The organism is Asanoa sp. NPDC049573, assembly GCF_040676615.1.
Classification (GTDB): domain Bacteria; phylum Actinomycetota; class Actinomycetes; order Mycobacteriales; family Micromonosporaceae; genus Asanoa.
Window position 1 is genome coordinate 19,206 of record NZ_JBFAPI010000035.1, and the last position, 22,055, is coordinate 41,260.

Annotated in this window: 28 protein-coding genes and 1 tRNA gene; 15 read left to right on the forward strand and 14 right to left on the reverse strand. The window is 69.2% G+C overall.

Translation table 11 applies throughout. The features are described 5' to 3' along the window. Nucleotides 1-5 precede the first annotated feature (5 nt). Nucleotides 6-1,847, reverse strand: a complete 1,842-nt coding sequence (locus tag AB0J74_RS37445) for an acyl-CoA dehydrogenase (protein WP_363457570.1) — start codon at nucleotides 1,845-1,847, stop codon at nucleotides 6-8. Between the two features lie 268 nt (nucleotides 1,848-2,115). Here AB0J74_RS37445 and AB0J74_RS37450 point away from each other — a divergent pair, with 268 nt between their 5' ends. Further along, nucleotides 2,116-2,250: a hypothetical protein gene (locus AB0J74_RS37450; protein ID WP_363457573.1), complete on the forward strand. Its 135-nt coding sequence runs from the start codon at nucleotides 2,116-2,118 to the stop codon at nucleotides 2,248-2,250. 9 nt (nucleotides 2,251-2,259) lie between these two features. Here the strand turns inward: AB0J74_RS37450 and AB0J74_RS37455 are convergent, their stop codons facing one another. Both AB0J74_RS37455 and AB0J74_RS37460 read right to left on the reverse strand, forming a co-directional pair. After that, nucleotides 2,260-3,381, reverse strand: coding sequence for a PP2C family protein-serine/threonine phosphatase (locus tag AB0J74_RS37455; RefSeq protein WP_363457576.1), 1,122 nt, complete (start codon nucleotides 3,379-3,381; stop codon nucleotides 2,260-2,262). A gap of 71 nt (nucleotides 3,382-3,452) precedes the next feature. Then, nucleotides 3,453-4,103: a septal ring lytic transglycosylase RlpA family protein gene (locus tag AB0J74_RS37460; protein ID WP_363457578.1), complete on the reverse strand. Its 651-nt coding sequence runs from the start codon at nucleotides 4,101-4,103 to the stop codon at nucleotides 3,453-3,455. A gap of 166 nt (nucleotides 4,104-4,269) precedes the next feature. Between AB0J74_RS37460 and AB0J74_RS37465 the strand changes: the two genes are divergently transcribed. The 5 genes from AB0J74_RS37465 (at nucleotide 4,270) to AB0J74_RS37485 (ending at nucleotide 7,210) form a co-directional block, all read left to right on the forward strand. Next, nucleotides 4,270-4,839, forward strand: coding sequence for a phosphoribosyltransferase (locus tag AB0J74_RS37465; protein ID WP_363457580.1), 570 nt, complete (start codon nucleotides 4,270-4,272; stop codon nucleotides 4,837-4,839). A 176-nt stretch (nucleotides 4,840-5,015) separates the two neighbouring features. After that, nucleotides 5,016-5,468 (forward strand): DUF6232 family protein, encoded by a 453-nt coding sequence (locus AB0J74_RS37470; protein ID WP_363457582.1) that lies wholly within the window; start codon nucleotides 5,016-5,018, stop codon nucleotides 5,466-5,468. A gap of 259 nt (nucleotides 5,469-5,727) precedes the next feature. Then, nucleotides 5,728-6,600, forward strand: a complete 873-nt coding sequence (locus tag AB0J74_RS37475) for a helix-turn-helix transcriptional regulator (protein WP_363457585.1) — start codon at nucleotides 5,728-5,730, stop codon at nucleotides 6,598-6,600. Nucleotides 6,601-6,635: 35 nt separating this feature from the next. Beyond that, nucleotides 6,636-6,836: a DUF397 domain-containing protein gene (locus AB0J74_RS37480; protein ID WP_363457588.1), complete on the forward strand. Its 201-nt coding sequence runs from the start codon at nucleotides 6,636-6,638 to the stop codon at nucleotides 6,834-6,836. Between the two features lie 182 nt (nucleotides 6,837-7,018). After that, the gene (locus AB0J74_RS37485; protein WP_363457591.1) at nucleotides 7,019-7,210 is read left to right on the forward strand and encodes a DUF397 domain-containing protein; all 192 of its coding nucleotides are present in this window, start codon (nucleotides 7,019-7,021) and stop codon (nucleotides 7,208-7,210) included. Here AB0J74_RS37485 and AB0J74_RS37490 read toward each other — a convergent pair. Beyond that, complete coding sequence (locus tag AB0J74_RS37490) at nucleotides 7,157-7,330, reverse strand: hypothetical protein (protein WP_363457649.1); 174 nt, start codon at nucleotides 7,328-7,330, stop codon at nucleotides 7,157-7,159. The two genes, AB0J74_RS37485 and AB0J74_RS37490, sit on opposite strands and share 54 nt — an antisense overlap. A 60-nt stretch (nucleotides 7,331-7,390) precedes the next feature. On the opposite strand from AB0J74_RS37490, the gene AB0J74_RS37495 reads away from it, so the two are divergent. Continuing rightward, a complete protein-coding gene (locus AB0J74_RS37495; RefSeq protein WP_363457647.1) occupies nucleotides 7,391-8,599 on the forward strand; it encodes an FAD-dependent oxidoreductase in 1,209 nt (402 codons plus the stop codon). On the opposite strand, the gene AB0J74_RS37500 is transcribed toward AB0J74_RS37495, so the two are convergent. The 3 genes from AB0J74_RS37500 to AB0J74_RS37510 are packed head-to-tail and all read right to left on the reverse strand — an operon-like array spanning nucleotide 8,574 to nucleotide 10,131. Continuing rightward, nucleotides 8,574-9,353, reverse strand: a complete 780-nt coding sequence (locus tag AB0J74_RS37500; RefSeq protein ID WP_363457594.1) for an alpha/beta hydrolase — start codon at nucleotides 9,351-9,353, stop codon at nucleotides 8,574-8,576. The genes AB0J74_RS37495 and AB0J74_RS37500 overlap by 26 nt on opposite strands. After that, nucleotides 9,350-9,793, reverse strand: coding sequence for an SRPBCC family protein (locus tag AB0J74_RS37505; RefSeq protein ID WP_363457597.1), 444 nt, complete (start codon nucleotides 9,791-9,793; stop codon nucleotides 9,350-9,352). Before AB0J74_RS37505 ends, AB0J74_RS37500 begins: the two co-directional genes overlap by 4 nt. Next, nucleotides 9,790-10,131 carry a metalloregulator ArsR/SmtB family transcription factor gene (locus tag AB0J74_RS37510; RefSeq protein WP_363457599.1) on the reverse strand — a complete coding sequence of 114 codons (342 nt, stop codon included), beginning with the start codon at nucleotides 10,129-10,131 and terminating at the stop codon, nucleotides 9,790-9,792. Before AB0J74_RS37510 ends, AB0J74_RS37505 begins: the two co-directional genes overlap by 4 nt. Nucleotides 10,132-10,209: 78 nt before the next feature. Here AB0J74_RS37510 and AB0J74_RS37515 point away from each other — a divergent pair, with 78 nt between their 5' ends. Further along, entirely contained in the window at nucleotides 10,210-10,569 is a 360-nt protein-coding gene (locus AB0J74_RS37515) for a hypothetical protein (RefSeq protein WP_363457602.1), read from the forward strand. A gap of 6 nt (nucleotides 10,570-10,575) precedes the next feature. On the opposite strand, the gene AB0J74_RS37520 is transcribed toward AB0J74_RS37515, so the two are convergent. After that, the gene (locus AB0J74_RS37520) at nucleotides 10,576-11,142 is read right to left on the reverse strand and encodes a flavin reductase family protein (RefSeq protein WP_363457605.1); all 567 of its coding nucleotides are present in this window, start codon (nucleotides 11,140-11,142) and stop codon (nucleotides 10,576-10,578) included. 110 nt (nucleotides 11,143-11,252) lie between these two features. Between AB0J74_RS37520 and AB0J74_RS37525 the strand changes: the two genes are divergently transcribed. The 5 genes from AB0J74_RS37525 (at nucleotide 11,253) to AB0J74_RS37545 (ending at nucleotide 14,580) form a co-directional block, all read left to right on the forward strand. Then, entirely contained in the window at nucleotides 11,253-11,594 is a 342-nt protein-coding gene (locus tag AB0J74_RS37525) for a PadR family transcriptional regulator (protein ID WP_363457608.1), read from the forward strand. Then, complete coding sequence (locus AB0J74_RS37530) at nucleotides 11,591-12,538, forward strand: permease prefix domain 1-containing protein (RefSeq protein ID WP_363457611.1); 948 nt, start codon at nucleotides 11,591-11,593, stop codon at nucleotides 12,536-12,538. The genes AB0J74_RS37525 and AB0J74_RS37530 overlap by 4 nt, the downstream gene beginning before the upstream one ends. A 62-nt stretch (nucleotides 12,539-12,600) precedes the next feature. Beyond that, a complete protein-coding gene (locus AB0J74_RS37535) occupies nucleotides 12,601-13,065 on the forward strand; it encodes a DUF4265 domain-containing protein (protein WP_363457614.1) in 465 nt (154 codons plus the stop codon). Beyond that, complete coding sequence (locus tag AB0J74_RS37540; RefSeq protein ID WP_363457617.1) at nucleotides 13,065-13,703, forward strand: class I SAM-dependent methyltransferase; 639 nt, start codon at nucleotides 13,065-13,067, stop codon at nucleotides 13,701-13,703. Before AB0J74_RS37535 ends, AB0J74_RS37540 begins: the two co-directional genes overlap by 1 nt. Before the next feature lie 70 nt (nucleotides 13,704-13,773). Then, nucleotides 13,774-14,580: a hypothetical protein gene (locus AB0J74_RS37545; protein WP_363457619.1), complete on the forward strand. Its 807-nt coding sequence runs from the start codon at nucleotides 13,774-13,776 to the stop codon at nucleotides 14,578-14,580. On the opposite strand, the gene AB0J74_RS37550 is transcribed toward AB0J74_RS37545, so the two are convergent. The 3 genes from AB0J74_RS37550 to AB0J74_RS37560 all read right to left on the reverse strand — a co-directional run bounded on the left by AB0J74_RS37550 (nucleotide 14,557) and on the right by AB0J74_RS37560 (nucleotide 17,702). After that, nucleotides 14,557-16,254 (reverse strand): FAD-dependent oxidoreductase, encoded by a 1,698-nt coding sequence (locus AB0J74_RS37550; RefSeq protein WP_363457622.1) that lies wholly within the window; start codon nucleotides 16,252-16,254, stop codon nucleotides 14,557-14,559. The two genes, AB0J74_RS37545 and AB0J74_RS37550, sit on opposite strands and share 24 nt — an antisense overlap. 157 nt (nucleotides 16,255-16,411) lie before the next feature. Then, nucleotides 16,412-16,846 (reverse strand): hypothetical protein, encoded by a 435-nt coding sequence (locus AB0J74_RS37555; protein WP_363457625.1) that lies wholly within the window; start codon nucleotides 16,844-16,846, stop codon nucleotides 16,412-16,414. Between the two features lie 782 nt (nucleotides 16,847-17,628). Further along, nucleotides 17,629-17,702, reverse strand: a tRNA-Gly gene (locus AB0J74_RS37560). Nucleotides 17,703-17,848: 146 nt separating this feature from the next. Here AB0J74_RS37560 and AB0J74_RS37565 point away from each other — a divergent pair. After that, nucleotides 17,849-18,808 (forward strand): zinc metalloprotease, encoded by a 960-nt coding sequence (locus AB0J74_RS37565; protein ID WP_363457628.1) that lies wholly within the window; start codon nucleotides 17,849-17,851, stop codon nucleotides 18,806-18,808. A gap of 62 nt (nucleotides 18,809-18,870) precedes the next feature. On the opposite strand, the gene AB0J74_RS37570 is transcribed toward AB0J74_RS37565, so the two are convergent. Then, nucleotides 18,871-19,377 carry a pyridoxamine 5'-phosphate oxidase family protein gene (locus AB0J74_RS37570; RefSeq protein WP_363457630.1) on the reverse strand — a complete coding sequence of 169 codons (507 nt, stop codon included), beginning with the start codon at nucleotides 19,375-19,377 and terminating at the stop codon, nucleotides 18,871-18,873. A gap of 44 nt (nucleotides 19,378-19,421) precedes the next feature. Here AB0J74_RS37570 and dcd point away from each other — a divergent pair, with 44 nt between their 5' ends. Further along, a complete protein-coding gene (gene dcd / locus AB0J74_RS37575) occupies nucleotides 19,422-20,009 on the forward strand; it encodes a dCTP deaminase (protein ID WP_363457633.1) in 588 nt (195 codons plus the stop codon). A gap of 43 nt (nucleotides 20,010-20,052) precedes the next feature. On the opposite strand, the gene AB0J74_RS37580 is transcribed toward dcd, so the two are convergent. Together AB0J74_RS37580 and AB0J74_RS37585 are read right to left on the reverse strand one after the other, a co-directional pair. Then, entirely contained in the window at nucleotides 20,053-21,009 is a 957-nt protein-coding gene (locus AB0J74_RS37580) for an NlpC/P60 family protein (RefSeq protein WP_363457636.1), read from the reverse strand. Nucleotides 21,010-21,115: 106 nt separating this feature from the next. After that, nucleotides 21,116-22,055: hemolysin family protein (locus AB0J74_RS37585; RefSeq protein WP_363457639.1), on the reverse strand; the 940-nt coding region annotated here is incomplete at its 5' end.

The following is a 22,055-nucleotide window of genomic DNA, read 5'->3' on the forward strand; positions in this document are numbered from 1 at the left end:
CGCCGCTAGAAGGCCTCTTCGGGGAGGTCCATCAGGTCAAGGGTGGTGGCCTCGATGATGCGGCGGTCGGCGCCCAGGCGGGGCAGGACCTCGCGGGCGAAGAAGCGGGCCGCCGCGACCTTGCCGGCGTAGAAGGCGTCCGGGCCCTCGGCCAGCTTGCGCAGCGCGACCTCGGCCTGGCGCTGGAGCAGCCAGCCCACGATCAGGTCGCCGACCGCGAGCAGGAAGCGCCGGCTGGACAAGCCCACCTTGTAGACGGCACGCGGGTCCGCTGCCGCTTCGCCGAGCCAACCGGTGAGAGTGGCCAGCATCGTCTGTGCCTCGGTCAGGGCCTTGCCGAGTGCGAGCCGCTCCTCCTTGAGCTGGCCGTTGCCGGCCTCGGACTCGATGAACTGCTGGATCTCGCCGGCCACGGTCAGCAGCGCGCGGCCCTGGTCCTTCACGATCTTGCGGAAGATCAGGTCGAGGCTCTGGATCGCCGTGGTGCCCTCGTAGAGCGTGTCGATCTTCGCGTCGCGGACGTATTGCTCCAGCGGGTAGTCCTGCAGGAAGCCGGAGCCGCCGAAGGTCTGCAGTGACTCGGAGCCGAGCAGTTCGTAGGCGCGCTCCGAACCCAGGCCCTTCACGATCGGCAGCAGGAAGTCGTTGACCCGCTTGGCCAGCTTCTCGCCGTCGGCGTCACCCGCGGCGGCGGCCAGCTTGATCTTGTCCTGCCACGACGCCGTGTAGACGACCAACGCGCGCATGCCCTCGGCGTACGCCTTCTGCAGCATCAGCGACCGGCGCACGTCGGGGTGGTGACTGATGGTGACCCGCGACGCGGCCTTGTCGCCCTGGCGCAGCAGGTCGGCGCCCTGCACCCGCTCCTTGGCGTAGTCGAGCGCGTTGAGGTAGCCGGTGGACAGCGTGGCGATCGCCTTGGTGCCGACCATCATCCGGGCGTACTCGATGATCAGGAACATCTGGCGAATGCCCTCGTGGACGTCGCCCATCAGCCAGCCCTTGGCCGGGACGCCGTGCTCGCCGAAGGTCAGCTCGCAGGTGTTGGAGACCTTGAGGCCCATTTTGTGCTCGACGTTGGTGGCGTAGACGCCGTTGCGCTCGCCGAGTTCGCCGGTCTCCTCGTCGAAGTGGAACTTCGGCACGATGAACAGCGACAGGCCCTTGGTGCCGGGGCCGCCGACGCCCTCGACGCCGACCGGTCGGGCCAGCACGTAGTGCACGATGTTGTCCGAAAGGTCGTGCTCGCCCGAGGTGATGAAGCGCTTCACGCCCTCGATGTGCCACGAGCCGTCGGGCTGCGGGATCGCCCGGGTGCGGCCGGCACCGACGTCGGAGCCGGCGTCGGGCTCGGTGAGCACCATCGTCGACGCCCAGCCCTTGGCGATGAACAGCTCGGCCCACTTCTTCTGCCGCTCGGTGCCCTCGCGGTGCAGGGTGGTCGCGAACGACGGGCCGGAGGCATACATCCAGATCGGGGCGTTGGAGCCGAGGATCAGCTCGGCCAGCGACCACCACAGGGCGCGCGGCGCCGACGTGCCGCCGAGCTCCGCCGGCAGGTCGAGGCGCCAGAACTCGGCGTCCATGAAGGTGTGGTACGAGCGGCGGAACGCCTCGGGCAGGGGTGCCGAGTGCGTCTGCGGGTCGAAGACGGGCGGGTTGCGGTCGCTGTCGACATAGCTGGCCGAGAGGTCTTCGCGGGCGAACCGGTCGAGCTCGGCGAGCAGGGTGCGCGCGGTGTCGACGTCGATCTCGGCGAACGGGCCCTGGCCCAGCACCTTGTCGACACCGAAGACCTCGAAGAGGTTGAACTCGATGTCCCGCACGTTGCTCTTGTAGTGCGTCATGTGCCCGGCTCCCCGATCCAGCGGCGTTGGTTACCCGTCGGTAACCAAGGTTATTACCTGCGAGTAGCTCTCACATAGAGGGGCAGCCGGTGACCGGCGCCACAATACCCCCACGGCGCTGCCCCATTTGGTGGGCTTTATAGCCTTATGGGGGTCGATATTGGGTGAAGTCAAGTCGGCGCGCCGACAGTCGCGTCACCGTAGCCGGCCGGAGGTCGTTTGGTGGTTACCCGCGCTCCGCTACGAGAGCCCGACGCAGGAGGACCCGATGACTCTGGCCCATCTCGCTGACCTGCTGCTCAACCCGCGCGCCGGCTACGTCGGCCGGCACCGCGCGCCCGAGGCCGCGCGGGTCGTCGCGGCCGCCCGGGTGCCCCGGCTGGAAACCGCCAAACAGCCCTGAAGAGAACGGCTACTCGCTGCCGACTTCCCAGCTCGGGACGCTCGCGGTGGTGACCGGGCGCGGCCCGGCGTACTCCATCAGGACGACCGCGATGTCGTCGTCGAGCCGACCGTGAACCCACTCGACCAGCGCCGTCTCGAGTGAAGCCAGACCGTCGCCGACCGTGCCGTGGCCGAGCAACCGCCACGCCCGGTCCGCGATCGGGAAGAACTCGCCCTCCCGGCGCGCCTCGCCGAGACCGTCGGTGAACAGCAGCAGGCGGTCGCCGGGCTCGAGCCGCTCGACCCGTGGGCGGACCACCGGCATGAAGCCGAGCGGCGGCGCCGGCGCCGGCGGCTCGAGCGGGATCACCTCGCCCCGGCGCAGCAGCAACGGCGCCGGGTGTCCGCAGTTGACGATCGTCAGCGTGCCGCCGCGCTCCTCGACCATCGCGGCGGTGACGAAGTCTTCGTCGCCGACGCTGCGCGCCACGGCGCGGTCCAGGTCGGCGACGATCGCCCGCAGGTCGGCCCGCTCGTAGGCGACGTGCCGGTAGGAACCGAGCACGATGCTCGCGGTGCGGACGGCGTCGAGGCCCTTTCCGCGTACGTCGCCGATGATGATCCGCACGCCGTACGGCGTGTCCAGGCACTCGTAGAGGTCGCCGCCGATCTCCGCCGTGGCAGTGGCCGAGATGTAGCGGCCGGCCACCGCGAGCGAGCCCATCTGCGGGCCGATCGGCCGGAGCACCGCCTGCTGGGCGACCTGGGCCAGTTTGGATAGTTCGGCGATCCGCGCGGCCTGCCGTTCCCGGATCACCGCGACCACCGCCGCGATCGCCGTGGCCAGCGCGACGCCGGCGACGTTGACCCCGGTCGCGAGCGTCACGCCCTTGGCGACCAGCGCGAACGCGATGCCGACCACGGTCGCGAGCACGCCCACGACCAGCACCATCCGCCAGGACGCGAACGCCGCGGCGAGGAACGGCGCGGCCGCGACCAGGCCGACGTAGTTGGCGCCGCTGCCGTCGGCGATCTCCACCGCCGACACGATCGCGAGCAGCACGACGGCCGCGCCGAGGCCGGCGCGGGATCCAGGGCTGAGCGGGCGGCGGCCCGGCGGGGAGAAACGCATGGGTACGCGGAACAGCATGCCTGATCGACCGGCGGTGTTGAACGAAGTTGGCCCCTCGTCCATCCGGTTCTGACCGACCCGGTCGGTTGCTAGTTGCCCAGGACTTCGTACTTGACGGTCAACTCGCCCAGTCCGAGGTCGGCGATCGTGCGGAACGCGGCGCGGGAGAGGTCGAGGCAGCGGCCGTCGACGAACGGGCCGCGGTCGTTGATCCGAACCACCACGGACTTGCCGTTGCTGGGGTTGGTCACCCGTACCCGCGTGTTGAAGGCCAGGGTCTTGTGTGCCGCGGTGAGCGCCTCCGGATTGAAGACCTCGCCGTTGGCGGTCATCTGCCCCTCGTCGTAGTACGAGGCACCGCAGGTGCCGCTGCTGACCACCGTGCCGCCCGTGGCGGCCTTGGTGGTGGTCTTCTCCGGGGTGGCCTTCGTCGTGCTCGGAGCGCGCACGCTGCCGCGCGAGGCGTGCTCGGCGCTCTTGGTCGGCGTCGGCTTGGGTTTGGTGGTCGCAGACGGTGTCGGCGTTGGTGTGGTGACTGTCGGTGACGTTGTCTCGGGGGTCGACACGTCCTCGGTCGACTGTGGAACGTCGATCCGGCCGACCGTCGACGCGGTCTTCTCCTCGGTCAGTTTCATCGCTCCGAAAGCGCCGCTGACCAGCAACGCCAGCACCACCACCGCGGTCGCCAACGGTCCGAAGAGCGAACCGCCGGCCGGTTGCCTGGTATGCCTACCCGCCACGATCTCTGGCTCCTTCCACAGGGGGTGAACCGTGGCGGACCGTACCGAGAGTGGCACGTCGGATGTCAACGTGATCATTCGCTTTCGCCCGAGTATGGACGGAAACGTTCAACCGATCGACTGACCCTGCGGTGGGCCGTGCGTTCAGGTGTGCAGGATGGTGGCCGTGGCCACCTCTCCGCCCCTGCGGGATGAACCGCTGCGCGCCGCCCTCGCGGAGGCGTTCCACTGGTTCGACCCCGGCGCGCACAGCGACCACCTGGTCAGCGACGTGTCCGGTTGGTGGCGTTCGCCGAACCTGTTGGCCTCGGTCGGCCCGGCGCTCGCCGGGCTGCACGGTGCCGCGGCGCCGACCCTGGTCATCTCGCCGGAGGTGACCGGCTTCCTGGTCGGGCCGCTGGTTGCCGTCGCGCTCGGCGTCGGGTTCGCGCCGGCCATGAAGGACGGCGGCGACCGGCGGTTGGTCGACCGGGTCACCTGGGCCCGCACCCCACCGGACTATCGCGGCCGGGAACTGCGGCTGGGCGTACGCGAGCGGCAGATCCGCGCCACCGACCGGGTGCTCGTGGTCGACGACTGGGTGGCCACCGGTGCCCAGGTCCAGGCGCTCTACGACGTGGTGGCCACGCGCGGCGCGACGGCCGTGGGCTGCGCGGCGATCGTCAGTGCGTGCCCGCCGCCGGTGGCCGAGCGCCTGCGGCTGCGCTCGCTGCTGACCGCGGCCGACCTGACCTGACATGTCCGTTCTGCAGCGCTGGGCGGGACAAATGCCGTTCCCGCAGGTGGGCCAACTTCCATCCGGGTAGGTCACAGACGGGTATGGCGCTATCTGCGATATTGCAGATTGGTGTCTACCGGAGAGCGAGGTATCCCGGGTCCAATAGACGTAGCACCAACCCGGGAGGAGGTCAGATGCCCACCTACTATCCCGGTCCGGACGTGCGGATCACCGACACGGTGTTCACCGTCCTCCGCGACCAACCGACCCGGTTCGACATCAGAGAACTGGCCGATCCCTACGTCGTCCGCGGCGACCGGCACCCCGCGGGCGTAGTGACCGGCCGTTTCGCCATCGGCACCGTCGCGGCCGGCACCGTGACCTGGCCGATGCACGATTCCCTGCTGCTGCACCTGGCCGTGCTCGTCGCCATCGCGATCCCTGCCCTGGTCACCGGCGCCTGCCTGCGGGCGGCGCCGCGGACCTACCAACTGCGAGCCGTCCACCAGTCGACCGACGTCTGCCTCTACAGCACCACCCATCCGGCACGCTTCGGCCAGGTTCGGCGGGCCCTGGTCAGAGCCGTGGAAGAACAGAGCCGCCGGCGCGCGATCCCGACCTCGTGGCGGCGCGAGATCGAACGCTGAGCTGCCCCACACGGCGCCGAGGGTGGACCGGCCCACCCTCGGCGTCTTCATGTGCCAATCTGCGATATGGCAGGTAGCGGGATAGCGGTGAGGGATCTCGCCGTGCATAATGTGCGTGACCCGCGCGTCCGGCAGACAGGCGTAACCCGGACAACTTACGCTGGCAGCGACGTCACTGCCCGAGCGACAGCAGACAGCGACACGGCAGTGTGCCGTAGCCGCCGACGCGCCGCTCTTAGCGGACAGGAGAGCGCCTGACATGGCCTCGAGCGACTCGCCGGCCGTCGCACGCCGCCGTGTGCGTCTCGCCGTTCGGCGTGCTCGCGAGGCCAAGGCGGTGACACAGAGCGATGTCGCCGAGGCGATGGAATGGTCGCTCAGCAAGGTCATGCGCATCGAGAGCGGTGAGGTCACCATCTCGCAGAACGATCTTCGGCCATTGCTCAGTTACCTTGGTATCAAAGACAGGGCTCAGGTCGAGGCACTCGTCGCGGCCGCGAAGATCTCGAAGCAACGCAAGCAGTGGTGGGAAGCGCCGCCTTACCGCGAGCTGCTGACACCCTCGATGGTGCAACTGATGGGCCTCGAGCTCGCGGCGAGCGAGATCCGCTACTTCTACCCACTGATCGTGCCGGGCCGGCTCCAGACGCCGGCCTACGCGCGCGCGGTGCTGGAGACGTTCGCCGGCGAGCTGCCCGAGGAGGCCATCGAAGCCCGGCTCAAGCTGCGCGAGTTGCGGCGGCAGAGCTTCCTGTCGGCACAGCAGACCGACGTCTTCGTCGTGCTCGACGAGTCGGTCCTGTTGCGTCAGGTCGGCGGCGCCCACGTGCTCCGCGACCAGCTCGAGCACTTGCTCACCCTGATCGGCGACCAGCGGATCGCCGTGCGGATCATTCCGTTCGTCGAGCAGGCGCCGATACCCATGCTGGCGACCTACGAGATCGTCTACCTCGCCGACGGCGGAGAAGACGCCGCGGTGCTGCACCGCGAAAGCGATTTGCTCGACGAGATCGTCGAAGACAAAGAGAAGATCAAGCGGCATCGGGACATCTTCGACCGCATTTGGAATGGTGCGTACGACGAGACAACCTCGGCGGGGCTCATCAAGGACCACGCCACCGCGCTGGTCTGACCGCTAGACATAACCACGAACGAAGGGCTTGCAAGTTGAACGAGTCGAGTGCGGCCATCTCCTGGCGCAAGAGCAGCCGGTGCTCCTCCGGCGCTTGCGTCGAGGTGGCGGACGCGGAGCACACGGTGTTGATGCGTGACTCCAAGTCGCCGGGCGGCGAGCCGCTCGAGTTCCCGCGCGGCGTGTGGACCAGCTTCATGGTCGACATCAAAGAAGGACGATTCAGCGCAAACTAGCTTATGATCGTGAGCCGCGCACTCGTTCGCGGCTCACGATTCACAGCTTGCCAGCCCAGACTATATACAGCGCAATTCACCGCACACTATGACATTGACCGGTGTTCCCGCCGTTCATTCACGTTCCCTCCATTACCGGGGGTGCTTACGCTATGCGTAGGTCACTACTAGGGAGCGTGACTATGTCCACCGATCAAGGCCGGGTCAACTGGCTTAGTAGATGCTCGAACGGCGCGTGCGTCGAAGTCGGCGCGCTCGACGGTCGAGTGCTCGTGCGTGACTCGAAAGACCGTGAAGGGCCTGTCATGGCAGTCTCTCGCTCAGCGTGGAGCGAGTTCCTCGCCGGGATCCGCGAGGGCGAACCGCGCCGCTGACGCGGCACCGCGCGCCGGGTGGGCCGTCGCCCGCTCCGCCATCGCCGGCTCAGTCAGCTCGAAACTACCGTTGCGGCACAGGTCAAGGCGTATCTCGCCGACGCCGGAGTCGGTTTCCACGCCTTGACCGCCGCCGCGCGGGTCGTACCCTGTCGATGGGCTTCATCGAGGGGGGTCGTCATCGACACAGCCGTATGCGTCGTGGGTGGCGGGCCCGCCGGTATCGTCCTGGGCCTGTTGCTGGCCCGGCAGGGCGTCGACGTGACCGTGCTCGAGAAGCACGCCGACTTCCTGCGTGACTTCCGCGGTGACACGGTGCACCCGTCGACGCTGACCCTGCTCGACGAGATCGGCCTCGGCACCGCGCTCGGTGGGCGGCCCGGACGCAAGGTCGACTCGCTGCGGGCGACCTTCGACGACGGAAGCGTGCGGCTCGCCGACTTCAGCCGGCTGCCGGGCGACCACCCCTACGTGCTCTTCCTGCCGCAGTGGGATTTCCTCGACGTGCTCGCCGACGAGGCGGCCAAGCTGCCGACGTTCACGCTGCTCCGCTCGACCGAGGTGGTCGACGTGCTGCGCGACGGCGCGCGGGTGATCGGGGTGCGCACCGCCGACGGCCGCGAGGTCCGGGCCCGACTCACCGTGGCCTGCGACGGCCGGGGCTCGGTGGTCCGCGCCAGGCTCGGCCTGCGGCCGCGGGAGTTCGCCGCCCCGATGGACGTGCTCTGGTTCCGCATCTCCCGGCACGCCGACGACCCGCCCGGGCTCGACATGCGGATCGGCGCCGGCGGCCTGATGTTGTGCATCGACCGGGGCGACTACTTCCAGTGCGCGTACGTGATCGCCAAGGGCGGCTACGCCGAGGTGCGGGCCGGCGGGCTCGAGGCGCTGCGGGTCCGGGTCGCCGCGCGGGCGCCGGCGCTCGCCGACCGCGTCGGCGAGCTGGCCAGCTGGGACGACGTGCGGCTGTTGACCGTCCAACTCGACCGGTTGCGGCGCTGGTCGGTGCCGGGTGCCCTGTTGATCGGCGACGCCGCGCACGCGATGTCGCCGATCGGCGGGGTCGGCATCAACCTGGCCGTGCAGGACGCCGCGGCGACGGCACGGATCCTCGGCCCGGCGCTCGCGGCCGGCACCCTCACCGACGCCGACCTCGACAAGGTGCGGCGCCGGCGCCGGTTCCCGACCGCGGTGACCCAAGCGGGGCAACGCTTCGCGCAGAGTCGCCTGGTCGATCCGCTGCTGCACGCGACCGGCGCGGTCAACGTGCCCGCGCCGATGCGGCTGCTCGGGCGGACGCCGATGTTGCAGCGGCTCGCCGCCCGCGTGGTCGGCTTGGGCGTCCGCCCGGAGCACGCCGGGCCTATCGCGCCTGGAAGAACTCCGTGAGCACGGGTGCCAGCGCCTCGGGCGAGACGTCGTGGGTCTGGTCCGGCAGTTCGCGATAGACGGCACCTGGCACGGCGGCGGCCGTCGCCTTCGCCGCGGTGCGCAGGTTGTCAGGGCTTGCCGCACCGGCGGCAACCAGGGTCGGCACGGTGATCGTGGCTGCCGCGTCGCGGGGCACCGCGGAGTCGCCCATGACCGCGTTGTCGTAGGCCAGCGTCGGCGCGACGGCTTCGAACACAGGCCAGAACGGCTGGGTACGCATGCCGGCGACGGCCTGGGGCGGCATGCCGATCGAGGTCATGAACAGCGCGATCGCGTCACCGTTGCGGCCGGCTGACAACGTCTCGTCGAGCTTGGCCGTGTAGTCGCGGCTCCACTGGCCGCCGTCGGTCTCGGACACGAACGGCGGCTCGTAGAGGGCGAGCTTGGTCAAGCCGGCGTCAACCGCCTTGAGCAGCAGCGCGGCGCCGGACGAGATGCCGAAGGCGTAGGCGCTCCCGCCGGCCTCGGCGACCAGGGCACGCAGGTCGTCGACCTCGCGCTCGACGGCGAACGGTGGCGTGTCGCCGCTCTCGCCGCGGCCGCGCCGGTCGTACGCGTACACCGTGAAGCTGTTTCGCAGTGTTTCGGCGAAGCCCCGCATCGGCCCGGACCCGCGGTAGCACATGGCGCCGTCGACCAAGATCAACGCCGGGCCGGCGCCGCTGCGCTCGAAGGCGATCGTGGTGCCGTCGGTAGACGTGACGCTGCTCATGACGTTGCCCTTTCGAGGTAGGCCGCGAAGCGGTCGAGGCTGGTCTGGAAACCGGCCTGCGCTTCGGCGGCACGGAAGGCGGCCGGCACGTTGGTCTGGTGGGTGACCACCTCGGTGCGGCCGTCGTCGAGCGGGTGGAAGGTGACCGTCGTCTTCATGCCGCCACGCGACTCGGGCTCGATCCAGACCAGCCGGTGCGGCCGGTCGACCTCGACGTAGGTCGCGCGCATCGTGTGGCTGCTGCCGTCGCGCTCGTTGACCATCGTCGTCTCGAAGGCACCGCCCGGCCGCAGGTCGACGACGATGCCGTCGAGCGGGGTCGTCGTGCCGGTCGGGCCCCAGAAGTGGGTCAGGTGCTCGGGCCGGGTCATGCAGTCGAAGAGCAGCTCGGGCGGCGCGGCGTGGACGCGGCGGAAGGTGAGCTCGCCGGTGTCGGTCATCGTGTTTCCTCCCCGTTGGCGCCCAGGCGGGCGAGGTGCTCGTCGAGCCGGTCGTAGCGGTCGGCCCACACCCGGCGGTGTTCGGCGATCCAGCTCGCGGCGACCTCGAGGCGGACGGTGTCGAGCACGCACGGCCGGGCCTGCGCGGCCCGGGTGCGCTGCACCAGGCGGGCCTTCTCCAGCACCTTGATGTGTTTGGAGACGGCCTGCTGGCTCATCGCGAACGGCTCGGCGAGCTGGTTCACCGTGGCGTCGCCACGGGCCAGCCGCTCCAGGATGGCGCGGCGGGTCGGGTCGGCCAGCGCGGCGAAGACCAGGCTGAGCTCGTCGGTGGGCACGTCTTCGACCCTATCCACAACTCTTTGGTTGTGCAACCGCACAGTTGTGTTTGCGATGTTGTGAAAGGATCGACGGCGATGAGCCTCCTGGTGCACGCGTACGTCCGCGGCCCGGCTGGCGAGATGGTGTTTCTCGACGGCCCGCCGGGCTCCGACCTGGCCGGGCCGACGACGGCGCGCACCGGCATCTACGGGGCGGCGTGCGTGGTGGCCCTCGGCGCCCGGATGTTGCCGCTGCTGGCGACCGAAGACGTCTATGCCGAGACGGCCGCGGAACTCGACGCCCTCGACGCCGACTGCGCGCTGCTCCTCGACAACCTCGCCTATGTCTCCACGTCGGTCGGCCGGTCGCCCGATTTCATCGAGCAGCGGGTGCGCAACATCGCGCTCGCGATCGCGCGGGCCCGTTCCCGCGGCGGTGCCGTGGTGATCTGGTAGGCGGTCCTACGTCTGGTATTCCTTCCACAGCACCATCCGCTCGCGCAGGTCGAGGAACTCGCCGTCGGCGTTGAAGGTGCCGTCGCCGTTGTGGTGGAAGGTGCGGTGCTCCGGGCGCCGCGGGTTGACCCAGACCTGCTCTGCGTGCAGGAGCACCAGCCCGCCGTAGTCCCTGACCATCGAGTCGTCGAGCACCGTGCACTCCACATTGGCCAGGCACTCGTTGACCAGCGGTGCCGCGACGTGTTCGGCGTCGCCCGCGGTGAGTCCGAACCGCTCGAACTTGTCGACGTCATAGCCGGAGCAGTTGCCGATGTCGACGACCTTCTCCGCGAGGTCGACGCCCGGGACACCGATCACGCACTCGCCGGTCTCGGCCAGCGAGCGCTGCGAGAAGTCGCCCGGCGAGATCACCGCGGCGAGCACGCCCTCGTGCGAGACGACCATGTGGAAGCCGACGGTCATCAGGTCGGTCCGGCCGGCCTTGTTGCGGGTCGAGACCAGGATCGTCGGACCTGATTCGAGTACGCGGTAGGCCTTGTCGCCGGGCAGCCGCTTGATCGATTCGACCATGACAATTCCCCCCTTTGTCTCGCTTCGACCCTAGGCCGGGCGGTGTCGCGCTGCGGACACAATGATGTGCCGCTAGACAATGGTGTGTGGCACACACTATCGTGTGACGCATGCCCACCGATGAGATCCTGCGGATCCACCTCCAGGAGCTGCGCCGGGGGACCGTCGTGGTGGCGAGCCTGGTCGCGCTGCGCCGGCCCGACTACGGCTACGCCCTGCTGCAGCACCTGACCAGCAACGGTTTCCCGGTCGACGCCAACACGCTCTATCCCTTGCTCCGCCGGCTGGAGGAGCAGGGCCTGCTGACCAGCGAGTGGAACACCGAAGAGAAGCGACCGCGCAAGTTCTACCGGACCAGCGACGAGGGCGAGACGGTGCTCACCCGGCTTCTCGCCGACATGGCCGACGTACAGACCTCGATGACCGCGCTGATCGAAGGAGTGGACCGATGACCTCCCTGACCGACCGCTATGTCGCCGCGACCCTGCGCTCGGTGCCCGCACAGCGCCGCGACGAGATCGCCGCCGAACTGCGCGGTTCCATCGAGGACATGATCGAGGGCCGGTCGGCGGCCGGCGAGGATGCCGGCGCGGCCGAGCGCTCGGTGTTGACCGAGCTTGGCAACCCCGCTCAGCTCGCGGCCCGCTACAGCGACCGCCGGCTGCAACTGATCGGCCCGACCTACTACCTGGTCTGGGAGCGGCTGATGAAGGTGCTGCTCAGCTCCGTACCCCCGATCGTCGGTGTGGTGTTCGGTCTGGTGAAGGCGGCCGACGGCGATCCGGGCGGCGCGGTCGGCGCCGGCATCGGCGTGGCCATCGAGGTCGCGGTGCAGGTCGCCTTCTGGGTCACCCTCGCGTTCGCCGTCATGGAGCGCACCAACACGGCCCTCAACCTGCCGGAATGGACGGTCGACCAACTCCCGCGCGACCACCCCAACCGCCAGATCACCCTCCCCGACAGCGCCGCGGCGATCGGCTGGCTCGTGCTGGTGATCGCCTACCTGCCGCTGCAACACTTCTGGTCGTTCATCCCGGCCCGAGACGGCGGCAACGTGCCCCTGTTGGACCCCGCGCTGTGGAGCTTCTGGCTGCCGTTCCTGCTCGCCGTCCTGGTCGCCAACCTGGGCATCGAGATCGCGAAATACCGTGCCGGCCGCTGGACCTGGCCGCTGATCGCCGCCAACGCCGTCGTCAACATCGCGTTCGCCGTCCCGGTCTGCTGGCTGCTGCTGACGGATCGCCTGCTCAGCCCGGAGTTCGTCGCCCGCTTCGAATGGCTCGGCCAGCCCGACAACCTGGACACCGTCGCCAACGTGTCGGTCGTGGTCACGATCGTGATCGTGCTCTGGAGCATCACCGACAGCGTGCTGCGCTGCCGCCGCAACCCCGCCTGAGTTCCTGCTCGCTCGGCCCTGGTCCCCTCGGACCAGGGCCTTGGCGCGTAGTGTGCGGCTTCATGGCCGCCGAGGAGCACGTCCGACTCTGGGCCGGGGACACCGCGGCCGGGAAGCCCGTCTTCGAGATGGTGCCCGCCGAGTCGCTCGGCGGGTCCAGGTATCGGTTGCTCGGAACGCCGGGCCTCGCTCTCGGCTGTGCCGCTGACGACGTCATCTCGGTCACCGCCGACGGCCGCCTGTCGGTCGAGGTCCGGGGCGGAAACGTCGCCGCGGTCGCCTACCTGCGGCCGGAAGCCCGATCCCCGGCAGCGCTGGACGCCCTGCGCAGGTCGATGGCGCCGCTGGACGCCCTGGTGGAGGCCCCGGCCGACCTGCGCTTCCTGGTCGTAACGGTCCCGGTCACCGCCCTGTTCACCGCGATCGAACAGGCCCTGACCACCTGGTCCGACCGTACGCCCGGCTCGTCGTGGTATTTCGCCAACGTCTACGACGACCAAGACCAGCCGCTCGACTGGTGGAAGTGATGCGGGACTGGTTGTCGGACACGCGGACGTCGTACGACACGGTCGCGGCCGACTACGCCGACCAGGTGCGCACTCTCCTGGCGTCGTCGCCCTACGAGCGGGCGATGCTGGCGCTGTTCGCCGAGCAGGTGCTGGCCGCCGGCGCTGGTCCGGTCGCCGACGTGGGCTGTGGCCCGGGGCGGATCACCGCCCACCTGCGCACGCTCGACGTCGACGCCTTCGGAATCGACCTCTCCCCCGGCATGATCTCGGTCGCCCGCCGCGACCACCCGGGCGTGCGGTTCGAGGTCGGTTCCATGACCGACCTGACCCTGCCAGCGGGTTCGCTGGGCGGCCTGGTCGCCTGGTATTCGCTGATCCACGTCCCGGACGACGAGATCCCGCTGGTCCTGGCCCACTTCCACCGCGCGCTGCGCCCCGGCGCACCCCTGATGCTGAGCTTCCACGTTGGCGACGGCACGCGCCTGAAAACGGAGGGCTACGGCGGCCACCCGATGAACGTTCAGGTCCACCGCCGCCAACCAGCCCGCGTCGCGACCTGGCTGGCCGAGGCCGGCTTCACGACCGAGGCCCAGCTGACCCTGACCTCCCCGGAAAGCCGGCACGGCGCGGTCCTCTTCGGACGCCGCCCGAACTAGCCGCCGGCTTCGGCGGGTGGCGCCCTCGGTGGACCATCGAGCGATGGACCGACGAGCGCCCATCGCGGCGTTGCTCACCGAAGCCCGCGTACGGCTACGCGTCGACAAGGATCGCGGCCGGGCGCTCGAGCTTGTCACCGCCGCGGACGGCATGCTCGCCGGCCTCGATGCCGCCCCGGCGGTGCGGGCCGACATCTGTGCGTCGATAGCGTCGCTCTGGCTCGATCTCGGCGACGAGCTGCGCAGCGAGCAGCGGATCATCGAGGCGATCCGGGCAGAAGAGCAGGCCACGCCGACCCGGCCCGTGATCCTCGGTACGCACACGTTGTTCTACGCGAAACTGCTCCACGGTCAGCGGCGGTTCGGCGATGCGGCGCGCCGCGCGAGCGAGGGCTTGGCGATCTACGCGCGGGGTGTCGAGCCGGGCAGCCTGGAGCTCGCGCGCGTGCGAACCCTCTTCGCGCCGTTCCTGGCCAGCATCGTCACGCCCGATCCGCAGTCCGTCGTCGGCGGGCTGCGCGCGATGGCCGAACGCTTGTGCACGGTGGCGACGGGGAGCGAGGCCGAGATCCTGCGCGCGCTGGGCGTCCCCACCACCCCACCGCCGCTGGGCGCCAGCGCGTTCCTCGTCGACGCCGGCGAACTCGGGCTCGCAAGCGTCGAACTGCGCTTCCCCGCCGGCACGCTGACCCGGCGCGACCTGGACGACACGTTCGGACCACCGAACGTCTTGCCTCGCGCCGGAGCGTTCGCGTCGCGGGTGCTCGCCTACGACGTGCGGATCCCCGGGACCCCGGCCAGGGTCAGCCTGTTCGCCCGCTTCCCGGCGAACGACGCTGGCCTGAAGAGTGTGCTACTCCGCATCGACAGTTCGTGAGCGGCCGTTCTGCGGACGCCCGCTCGGCTGCAGCTGAGCCGCAGTGAACAGCTCGTGCAGGAACGGGATCGCGATCGAGCCCTCGCCGACCGCTGACGCCACCCGTTTGACGGACCCGTGTCGAACGTCGCCGGCGGCGAAGACCCCGGGCATGCTCGTCTCGAGCAGGAACGGGCGGCGAGCGAGCGGCCACGCCCGAACGTCTTCTCCGGTAAGGAGAAAGCCCTGCGCGTCGCGGTCGATCTCCGGCGGCAGCCACTCGGTGCGTGGGCGCGCGCCGATCATGAGGAAGAGCCCGTCGGCGTCGACGGTCTCCTCGGCACCGTCGTCGACCGCGCGGAGCACGAGGCGCTCCAGCGAGCCGTTGCCCCCGCCGCCGACGATCTCGGTGCCGAGCCGGACCGTCACGTTCGGCGTCGCCTCGACCTCTCGGATCAGATAGTGCGACATCCCCGCGGCCAGCGACCGGCCCCGCACCACCAGCGTGACGCTCCGGGCGTAGCGGGCGAGGTAGACCGCCGCCTGGCCGGCCGAGTTGGCGCCACCGAGCACAAAGACGTCGCGGCCGGCCATGGCGGGCGCCTCGGAGGTCGGACCGCCGTAGAAGACGCCGGCACCGTTGAGCGCCTCGAGCGCCGGGACCTCCAACCGGCGATAGTCGGCGCCCATCGCGATCAGCACCGCGCGGGCGCGCACGAGGCCGCCGTCGGAAAGGGTGAGAGCGAGCCCGTCGCCCTCGCGCCGGAGGCCTGTCACCCGTTGCATGAACGCGAAGTTGGCTCCGAAGACCCAGGCCTGGTCATACGCGCGCTGCGCCAGTCGGCGCCCGCTGACGCCGCGCGGGAAACCGAGGTAGTTGCGAATCAGCGAGCTGGACGTCGCCTGGCCGCCGATGCCGCCCTCGTCGACGACCAGCGTGTTGAACCCCTCCGACGCGCCGTACACGGCCGCCGACAGACCAGCCGGCCCCGCGCCGACGATGACGAGGTCGAAATCGATCCGGTCCGGGTTGACCGCGGAGCCGGTTGCCTGCGCCAGGTCGATGTTGCTGGGGTCGAGCAGGACCTTCCCGTTGGGAAAGATGACGATCGGCAGCGGTTCCCGGTGATCCAGGTCGGCCAGCAGCGTGCGCCCCTCGGCCGAATCGGCGAGGCAGAACGAGTGCGGGATCGCACAGCGCCCGAGCGCGTTACGCAGCTCGTATGCCCGGCCCGACCAGGACTCGCCGACGATGTGAACGGTGTAGGGCATCGCGCGTCGCGCGTCTGCCCAGCCCAGCAGCAAGCTCGAGATCGCATGGTGAAACGCCTCGTCCGGCGGCTCGGACGGCCGCAGCACGTAGTGGTCGATGCGGCCGCGGGCCATGGAGTCGAAGATCGCCCGGCCGGTCTCTCGTTCGCCCCATTCGCCCCAGGCGATCACCAGGCCGCGCTTGGCGTGCGGATGAAGGCGCCGGGCCGCTTCGAGCAGTTCGATGCTGGGCGGCTGTCCCGAAAGGACCAAAGCAACCTCGTCGCCGGAACGGGCAAGCTCTTCGAGACAACCCCGCGCCTCATCCGGCGAGCGAAAGCCCATCACGCGGTAATGCCGCTCGTAGCGCTCGCGCAACTCGCGCTCCACATCACGAAGCGCGACCACATCCTGGTCAACGGTGAGAAGCACCGGGTGAGACACGCCGCAATTTTACGCCAGGTAACGAAGCGATCACGGTGCGCACCGCCGACGGAGCCCGAATCGACGCGCCGGGGCTTGTCGCTGAGTTCCGCGTTCGTAGGGGCATGAGCGTGTGGTGGCCCTGCCTAATGGCACGGGAATGGCACGGCCGTTGCCATTACTGCAATTGAGCCGATTGGTTGTGCGCGGCATGTAGCCCGTCAATGAACCGGGCGAGCACCTCGTCGGCCCGCAAAGGACGGGCCGTGTTCACCTGAAACCAGTCCACGTCGACGTGACGAGCACGAACGATGTCTGGTTGCGCGGCAAGCGCCTGCTCGAGCAGGTCATCCTCGGCCACGTCGGGTTCAATCTTGACGACGCTCGTTATTGGCTCATCGATTCCGAGATTCCACGTCATCTCATCCTGGGCGTCCAGGTACAGCAACCCGCATACGTTATCCCGCGTGATCGCGCCGAACTCATCCTCGTCGTCCCAGTCGAACAACGCGGGCCACACCTGCGGAGCGCGGCCGAGCGCGGCCGCCACCGGGTCGGTTGTCGCCAGTTGCTCGCCTCGGTATTTCGCCGTGGCATACCCGAATTCAGACATACTTGCCCTCCCATGGCGGCACCAGGGCAGGAAGTTATCGCAATGGTCGGCCCTCGGCAAGGGAGTGCGGACCTAGAGGCCCATTTGAAGCTGACAATACTTACCGCAGCAGCGTCCGCGGCGATTGGCGCGCAGTTTGACGTCGAGAATGGCCGACCTACACAGGAACGGCTGCAGACCGAGGAACAACAGCGGTGCGGTCTGATAGCGGGCCACCCGTCCGGCCTTGGCACGGGCCCGGTCCGACGCAGCGACGTGGAGCGTCCCGCGTTGCCATTAGCCCGCGATCGACCCCTAGATCCGTCAGTGCACCCGGCTGCATTTCCACGATCTCCTGCACACCGGCACCGACCTCGCTTCGTGGCACCGGGCGCAAGCCTGCGGACATGGGCTACGCAGCCCGCTTGCCGCGCTGATCTACCAGCAGACCAATCAAGGCTGACCGCGGGATCCAGCACACCCAACCCCGAGGCCGACCGCCGGATCGCCGACGCGATGGACGCCGCGGTCAAGGCGCTCCGAGTAACAGAGGCCGAGCAAACGCGGGCCGAGCAAACGCAGGCTCGCAGGCCGAGCGAACGCAGGCCGAAGCATCCCGGAGACGGAGAGCTCGTCGAGGCGCCCCCGCGCCTCATCCGGCGAGCGAAAGCTCGTCACGACGCCGACGGGGGAGCGTGACGAGGGGCTTGCCCACTAGCCGCAACCACCGGACCGTGGGGTGTCCGGGGCTCGGCCCCGGAGCAGGAATCGCTCATGTCCGCGGTCTCGGCGGACATGAGCGATGGAGCGGGTGACGGGAATCGAACCCGCACTGTCAGCTTGGGAAGCTGATGTTCTGCCATTGAACTACACCCGCGAGCGGCACCACTCTAACCCAAACGCCGCAGTGTGCGCACTGAGGGGCACGACGAGGGTTGCGGCGAGGGTGGCGCCCGTTCCTTCCATCCACGCGCATGAGTAACGTCCGTCACATCTGTTCCACGGGGAGGAAGAGGTGTGTCGATGACGCTTCACGGAACGCGGTGGGTGGCGCGGGCCGCGACGATGGGTGCGGCGCTGGCCCTCGTGCTCAGCACCGGCGCGGCCGGTGTCGCGAGTCCGGTCGGGGCCGCCGCGCCGGTCACCAACCCGAGTTGTGGTGGCAGCAGCAGCGACCTCAAGGTGAAGAAGGGTGTGCAGCGGCAGGACCCCAACGACCTGTCGGCGGCGCAGGTGGCCGCGGCCGAGGCGGAGTTCGACGCCGCCTACGCCGCCAGGACCGGCGGCGTGGCCGACGAGCGGCGCAAGACGATCGCGATTCCGGTGGTCGTGCACGTCGTCTCGGCCGACGGGACGCGGGCGACCGGCAACATCCCGCGGTCGATGATCGATGCCCAGATCAACGTGCTCAACCAGGCCTATGGCGGGTTCACGGGTGGGGCGGCGGCGCCGTTCGCCTTCAAGCTCAAGAAGGTCAACCGGGTCGTCAACCCGGCCTGGTCGCCGATCCTGTCGGAGACGCCGGCCGAGCGGCAGATGAAGCGCCAGCTGCGCGAGGGTGGGCCGGAGACACTCAACATCTACGTCGGGCTGATCGACCCCGGGCTGCTCGGGTGGGCGACCTACCCGAAGCGCAACATCACCGCGTATGACGGCGCCGTGATTCTTTCCGAATCGTTGCCGGGTGGGGTGGAGGCGCCCTACAACGAGGGTGACACGGCCACCCACGAGGTCGGGCACTGGCTCAACCTGATGCACACGTTCGAGAACGGGTGCGAGGGCAAGGGCGACCACGTGGCCGACACGCCGGCCGAGGCGGACGCGCAGTTTGAGTGCCCGATCGGGGCCGACACCTGCACCGCGCCGGGGCTGGACCCGATCCACAACTTCATGGACTACACCGACGACTCCTGCATGTATCAGTTCACCGCGGGCCAGGTGAAGCGCATGGTGCGCGCCTGGGACGCCTTCCGCGCACCGTAGAACCGCACTCAGAGAACTCCGCCGGCACCGCGAGCCCCGACCGCGGTGCCGGCGGCGCACGTCTAGTTGACGGCCTGCAACACGCCCCGGGAACGCCGGGCCGGGCGGCGCGGGGATGATCGGCGGCGGCCGACCGGGTCGAGCCAGATGCGCACCTCGGGGCCGGCGTCGCGCCGGGCGATCATCGCCGCCTCGATGGTGAGCTCGAAGAGCTTCCAGTCGACGCGGGGCTCGGCGCGCAGAGTGCTGGCGATGGCTTCGATCCGCCGCGGGTCGGTGACCGGCTCGGCCCGCCCCGCGACGTAGGCCTCGTCGTCGCTGTTTTCGGGTGGGAACGAGTGGAGCGCGTAGCGCCCGTCGCGTTCGAGGTCGCGCCGCTTGGGTGAGTCGACGATGAAGCAGAAGAGCCCGTCAGCAGTGATCACCGGCGAGACCGGGTGCACCCGCGGACCGCCGTCGGCGCGGACGGTCGCCAGGTAGCCCAGACCGGGCCCGTATTGGTGCATGAGGGCGTGGATCGCCCGCGCAAGTCGCGGCTCATCAGCGGCGAACTCAGACCAGGAAGCCATGGAGTGATTCTATCGTACATACGTACGAACCATAGGGTGATTCAATGCTGCTCTCCGACCGTGACCTGGTCACGGAGATCAAGTCGGGCGCCTTGACGCTGGAGCCGTTCGAGCCCGCGCTGGTGCAACCGTCCAGCATCGACGTGCGCCTTGACCGGCTGTTCCGGGTCTTCAACAACCACCTCTACACGCACATCGACCCGGCCATCCAGCAGGACGAGTTGACGGCGCAGGTCGAGGTGCCCGACGGTCAACCGTTCGTGTTGCACCCGGGCGAGTTCGTGTTGGCGTCGACCATGGAGGTGATCTCCCTCGGCGACACGCTCGCCGGCCGGCTCGAGGGCAAGTCGAGCCTCGGCCGCCTCGGGCTGCTCACCCACTCGACCGCCGGCTTCATCGACCCGGGCTTCTCCGGCCATGTGACGCTGGAGCTGTCCAACGTGGCCAACCTGCCGATCATGCTGTGGCCGGGGATGAAGATCGGCCAACTCTGCATCTTCCGGCTCTCGTCACCGGCCGAGCACCCTTACGGCGCGGCGGTCTACGGCTCCCGCTACCAGAACCAGCGCGGGCCGACCCCGAGCCGCGCCTGGCAGAACTGGCGCACCTGGCCGACGGCCCCGGAGGAGTGAACAAAGCGGGGCCCCGAAACCGGGGCCCCGCAAAAAACCAAGCTCAGCGTTTCTTCACGGATCGGTAGCCCGCGACCGGCTGCTGGCTGACGATGCCGATCTGCACCGGTTTGCCGGCTCGCGGCGCGTGCACCATCTTTCCGTTGCCGATGTAGAGACCCACGTGGCTGACCGGACTGTAGAAGAACACCAGGTCACCGGGACGTGGTGAGGACACCGCATAGGTCTCGTCCCACTGGTCACCGGTGTAGTGCGTGAGCGAGACACCCGCCGCGGCCCAGGCGTACTCCGTCAAACCCGAGCAGTCGAAGGTGTTCGGCCCGGCCGTGGCGAACACGTAGGGCTTGCCGATCTGGGCACACGCGGTCTTGACCGCCTTGGCCTCGCCCACCGTCTTCGTCTCGATGGTCGGGCAGCCGGGCACCTTGACGTGGGTGACCGGCAGCGAGTCTTCGAGCTTCTTGATGTCGGCCGCGATCTGCTTCCGCCGAGCCGACAGCTCGCTGTCTTTCTTCTTGTTGTCGGCGACCAGCGCGTCGAGCTTGGTCTTCTCGGCGTTGAACTTGTCGCGAGCGGCCACGACATCGGCGATCTGGGCCTTCTCCTGCCGGGCCAGCAGGTCGATCATCGCGAGCTGGTCGGTCAGGTCGCCGGTCTTGGCACCGCTGAGCAGCATTCCGAGCTGGCCGGCTCCGCCGCCGGTTTTGTATTGCTGCGCCGCGAAAACGCCGATGCGGTCGAGTGCGATGTCGGCCTGAAGCGACAGCGGCTCGATTTTCTTTCCTAAGTCTTTAGCCTTCTTTTGGTTTTTCTGAAGGTCGGAGTGGACCTTGTTGTACTGCTCGATGACGGGCTCGAGCTGCTCCCATTTCTTGTCGATTTCCGCCTCGATCTGCGCCGGGCTTGGTTCGGCGGCAGCGAGGCCAGCAGGCACGACAGCGGCAACCAGACCGAAGGTGGCGGCCAGCAGGACGTTGAGAAACGGCCGGGACGCGCGCAAGGCGAATGCCTCCCGTAGTGAGTCTGAGTCGGCGTGGGGGGTACGCCGCCGGAGCATCACATTAGGGATAAGCGAAAGCGCACGCAAGGCCGCATTCGCTACGCTGTCAGGCGGGTACGGGCGGTGTAGCACCTCCGCCGGGAAAGCCCGAATTGCCCTGTCCGACAACTGCATTTAGCACATCGTCGAGTGTCACTACTCCGAGCGGCGCCCGGCCGTCGCTCACCAAAACCATGTGCTGCCGCTCCCGCCGCATCGAAAGCAGAAGATCCGCAAGACTGCGATCCGGGGGTACGACGGTGAGCCCGCGAACCATCTCCGCCGGCACCGCTGCCGTCCGGCTCGCGCCGGCGTACCCGATGATGTCCTTGAGGTGCACGAAGCCCAGCACCCGCCGCGTGCTGCGCTGCACCACCGGGAAGCGCGACCACCCGGTGCGGGTCGCCAGCACCTCCAGCGACGCCGGCGACACGTCGTCGGGCACCGTCGTGACCGACGACCAGGGTCGCATCGCGTCGGCCGCGGTGCGGTCGTGCAGGGCCAGCGCGCCGGTGATCCGGGCGTGCTCCTCCGAGCCGAGCAGCCCCTCGGTCCGCGCCTGGGAGACCAGCCCGGCGAGTTCCTCCGCGGTGAACACCGTCTTCACCGCGTCGGTCGCCTCCACCCGCCAGAGCCGCAGCACCAGCCGGGAAAGCCACTTGAGCGCGACCAGCAGCGGCTTGGTCGCCACGCAGAACGCCAGCATCGCCGGGCCGAGCCAGAGCGCCGAGGTCTCCGGGCCGGCGATCGAGATGTTCTTCGGCACCATCTCGCCGATCACCGTGTGCAGGTAGACCACGATCATCAGCGCCACGACGAAGGCGACCGGGTGTAGGGCGGCCTCCGGCAGACCAGCGGCGTGGAACGGGCTCTCGAAGAGGTGCGCGATGGCCGGCTCGGCGATCGCGCCCAGCCCGAGCGAGCAGATCGTGATGCCGAGTTGCGCCCCGGCGATCATCAGCGGGATCTGGTTCATCGCCGACAGCGCCATCCGGGCCCGCCGCGAG